Consider the following 4,194-nt stretch of genomic DNA (forward strand, 5'->3'; position numbering starts at 1 on the left):
CGCTGCAGGCAATCTCGCTGGCAATCGCGCAGAAGTGCAATCTCGGCTGTACGTATTGCTACGCTCAGCAGGGCGAATTCGGTCAGGCGCCGAAGAATATGCCGTCTGAAAACGCAAAACGCGCGATTGATCTGCTTGTGGCAGAAGCAGACGCCGGCTCGCGGATCAACATCGCTTTCCTGGGCGGCGAGCCGCTGGTCAACCGCCCGGTTCTGCGTGAAGCCACGCTTTATGCACAGCAGGAGGCCGCAGCACACGGCCTGAAGCCTGGGTTTTCGATCACCACGAATGGCACCCTGCTCAATGAGGATGATGCGGATTTCTTTGAAGCGCACGGGTTTGCCGTCACCGTCAGCCTTGATGGCCCGCGTGCGCAACACGATGCCCTGCGCCCCTATCGCGGCGGGCGCGGTTCGTTCGACACGATCATGAAACGTCTGTCGCCGCTGTTGCGCCGGCAAAGCCGGATGCAGGTCAGTGCGCGGGTCACCGTCACGCCCGAAAATCTGAACCTTGCTGAGACGCTCGATGACTTTATCTCGGCCGGATTTCACAATGTCGGCTTTTCACCGATGCTGTCCTCTCCCAATGGTCAGGGTGAAATGCAAAAGCCCGACCTTGAACGGATGCTCATGGCCATGATCGAATGTGGTGAGGTCTTTGAGCAGAAAACCCTTGCCGGAGAGCGGTACCCCTTCGCAAATATGCTGAACGCGCTGAATGAGATCGGCAAGGGCACGCACCGCCCCTACCCGTGCGGTGCGGGCGCGGGCTACCTTGGCGTATCTGCAGACGGCGATCTCGCGGCCTGCCACCGGTTTGTCGGCGATGACGAGGGCGCAATGGGCTCGCTGACCGGCGGCATCAGCCCCGACATCCGCAACGCCTGGCTCACCAGCCGGCACGTGCACCAGCAGGCCCCCTGCACTACCTGCTGGGCAAGATACCTGTGCGGCGGTGGCTGTCACCATGAGGTGATCAGCCGTGGTCGCCCGGCCTGTGACTTCATTCGCGGCTGGCTGCATTACTGCATCGCTGCATGGCTGCGTCTGTCTTCCCATGAGCAGACGACCGGCGGGCTGTGATCCGTGGCGCGTGTTGTGGTCATCGGCGGTGGTCCTGCGGGAAGTGTTTTCGCGGCCCGGATGGCTGGTCTGGGCCACAGTGTTCACCTGATCGAAAGAGCTGAATTCCCCCGCCCCCGCCTTGGCGAAAGCCTGTCGCCCGGGGTGCCGGATCTGCTGAAAGTTGCCGGTGCCGGGCATGTGCCACAGGCCAGTGGCGCCAATCCGGTCTCATCGGTGCTGATCGACTGGGACGGCCCCGCAATTCTCAGGGATATGCGCGGTGCCGGTGGTCTGACCGTGAACCGCGGCGCCTTTGACGCTGAACTCCTGCGACATGCCTGCGAGGCAGGTGTGGAACTGTTGCAGCCTGCGCGCCTGATGTCCACCCAACGGGTCAGCGGGCGCTGGAAGCTCCGGATCGCCGGCCCGGAAGGTGATATGACGCTGACTGCGGATTTTATGGCCATCGCCACCGGGCGATCCGGTGGGCGTGGCGCAAAACGACTATATGCTCAACACAAGACAATTTCACTTTATGGCTACTGGGATCTGCCCGGTGCCGTGCCCGGGCCACAGTTGCGCGCAGGGCCTGATGGCTGGTTCTGGGGCGTCCCTCTGCCCTGCGGACTTTATAATACGTTGATTTTTGCAGACCCGTCCGAGCTGCGCAAACGCCCCGGGCGCGACACTGCAAACCGTCTGCGCCATATGCTGTCCGGGTACGGGCAGGACGACACTCTTCAGGGCGCCCGCCTGCGCGGACAGCCCGGAGCGACCGATGCCACCCCCTATCTGGACACTGAGGTTATCGGGCCCGGTATGATCCGTCTGGGTGATGCCGCACTGGCCATCGATCCGGTCTCATCGAGCGGTGTGCAGAAATCTGTTCAGGGGGCGCTGGCAGGTGCCATCTGCGCGAATACGCTGCTGCGCAGGCCGCAGGACGCAGCCCTCGCCATGGCCTTTTACCGGGACACTCTCAGCCGCACATCGCAGCGGCACGAAGAGTGGGCCTCGGGGTACTACCACACCGTCGCTGAACGCTTTCCCGGATCTTTCTGGACACCGCGCGCGGGCCCGCCCGTGCCGGAACCACCCCCTGTCGCAGGCGCGCGTGAACTGAGCACCGGCATATTGCGCCTTGCCCCGGAACTGGATGTGACCGACAAGGCGACACTGGACGCAGAATATGTGGTCAGCCGCCCGACCGTCACACATCCTGCGTTTGACGGGCCCGTCACATATCTCAGCGGAGTTGAGCTCGCACCGTTGATACGGCGCTTTCCGGGCAATAAGAACGGGTTGCAGATCGCCGACGACTGGTCTGACGCGGTCCCGGTCCGGACCGGAATGGCCATTCTTGCCTGGCTGCTGAACCACGGAGGTGCGGAACATGTCCCGTGACGGGGAACCACTCACGGACGTAGAGGCCTGGCTCGCCGTGCTGGGTCTCGAGCGACTGCTGCCCGCCTTTGTGGAAAACGAAATCGACGGCGACGCGCTTCGGCTCCTGACGGATGAAGATCTCAGAGAACTCGGCATCGCCCTCGGTCCCCGGAAGAAAATCCTTAACGCGCTTCTGAACGAACCAGCCCCCGCGGCACCGCCGCAGGAGCATTTTGACGTCGTCACAGGCGAGCGCAGGCAGGTGGTCGCCCTGTTCTGCGATGTCGTCGGATATACTGCGCTGTCCCAGCGTATTGATGCCGAGGATCTCGAAGCAATTGTGCGTCAGTATGAAGACGTCTGCACGATCTGCGTATCCCGTTACGAAGGCTATGTTTTTCAGAAACAGGGCGACGGCATAATCGCGATATTCGGCTATCCTTTTGCCCACGAAAGCGAGGCGGAGCGTGCGATCCGGACAAGTCTCGAAATGATCCAGCGGATGCGATCCATTCGCCTGCCCGACGGCGAAACGCTCAATGTGCGCATCGGGATCGCCTCCGGCATCGTGGTCGTGGGCTCAGGGCGCGACAGGTTGACAGGGGATTGCCTTAACCTGGCCGCGCGTCTGGAAGCGGCCGCTGACCCCGGCACCGTCCTGGTCAGCGAGGACGTACGGCGCATGGCGCGTGGCTGGTTTGAGTACAAGGACCTCGGCGGCCTCGAGTTCAAAGGATTCTCGGCACCCGTCCGCACGTTTCGCGTTCTCGGTCCCGGAATGGCACAGACCCGCTTTGCCGCCTGGTCGCAGATCAGCGCGCCTGCCATGGTCGGGCGCGACAGTGAAAACGCGCTGCTGCTGAAGAAATGGGAAACAGTCCGGCGGTCTGAAACAGGGATGGCTGCCATCCTTAACGGCGACCCCGGTATCGGCAAAAGCCGCCTTCTGAACTCCTTTGCCTCTGCGGTGCGGGCGCAGGGTGTGAGCGCCATCAGTATTCAGTGCTCGGCGTTTTATTTCAACAGCGCCTATCACCCGCTCAAACCGCAGCTGCGCGAACTGGCCGGCATAAGGGACGACGATACGGATGCCCGCAAGCTGCAGAAAATCTCCCAGCTGATCGTGGATGAGTTCGGCGGCGACGATGAGGAGGTGCAGCTGCTGGCCTCGGTGCTTTCCGTTCCCTACGAGGCGCGTTTCGGACCGATCGAACTCTCCGCAGGTGCCGCCGGTGAAAAAACACGCTCCCTTGTCTCGCGGCTGTTGTCGCGTAACTGGTCCGTTGGCCCGACCGTGCTGCTTTATGAAGACCTACACTGGGCCGATCCGTCGACAGTCGCCGTTCTGATGGATCAGCTGTCCCGCGTCAAAGACAGTTTCATTATGATCGTGGCCACGCACCGCCCCGAATTCGATGCGGCCTGGATTGCGGAAACGGAGGTAACGCAACTCACTCTCGGCAAGCTCGATCCGGCAAACTGCGTGGAGCTTGCCCGTAGCATCGACAGCGAAAACAGCCTGTCTGCCAAAGTCATTTCACATATTGCCGAGCGCTCCGAAGGTGTCCCGCTGTTTGTCGAGGAACTTACGCGGACCGTCCTGGAAACGCTCAGCAGCACGGCCTCAGGCAAGCTGCCCGAAACCGATGACGAGCTCATCGCGCTGAGTATCCCGGGCACGCTGCGCGAACTCATCATGGCGCGCCTGGACAGGTCTGCTGAAGCCAAGGAAGTGGCGCAG

3 protein-coding genes are annotated in these 4,194 nt (G+C 62.1%); all 3 read left to right on the plus strand.

Annotated elements, in window-relative coordinates:
- Positions 1–1,085: radical SAM protein (locus Q0M35_RS17705; RefSeq protein WP_295317579.1), on the plus strand; the 1,085-nt coding region annotated here is incomplete at its 5' end.
- A gap of 3 nt (positions 1,086–1,088) precedes the next feature.
- Entirely contained in the window at positions 1,089–2,471 is a 1,383-nt protein-coding gene (locus tag Q0M35_RS17710) for an NAD(P)/FAD-dependent oxidoreductase (RefSeq protein WP_295317580.1), read from the plus strand.
- The coding region (locus tag Q0M35_RS17715) for an adenylate/guanylate cyclase domain-containing protein (protein ID WP_295317581.1) at positions 2,461–4,194 on the plus strand (1,734 nt) is incomplete at its 3' end. The genes Q0M35_RS17710 and Q0M35_RS17715, both read left to right, overlap by 11 nt.

This window comes from Roseobacter sp., assembly GCF_024639605.1.
GTDB lineage: Bacteria > Pseudomonadota > Alphaproteobacteria > Rhodobacterales > Rhodobacteraceae > Roseobacter.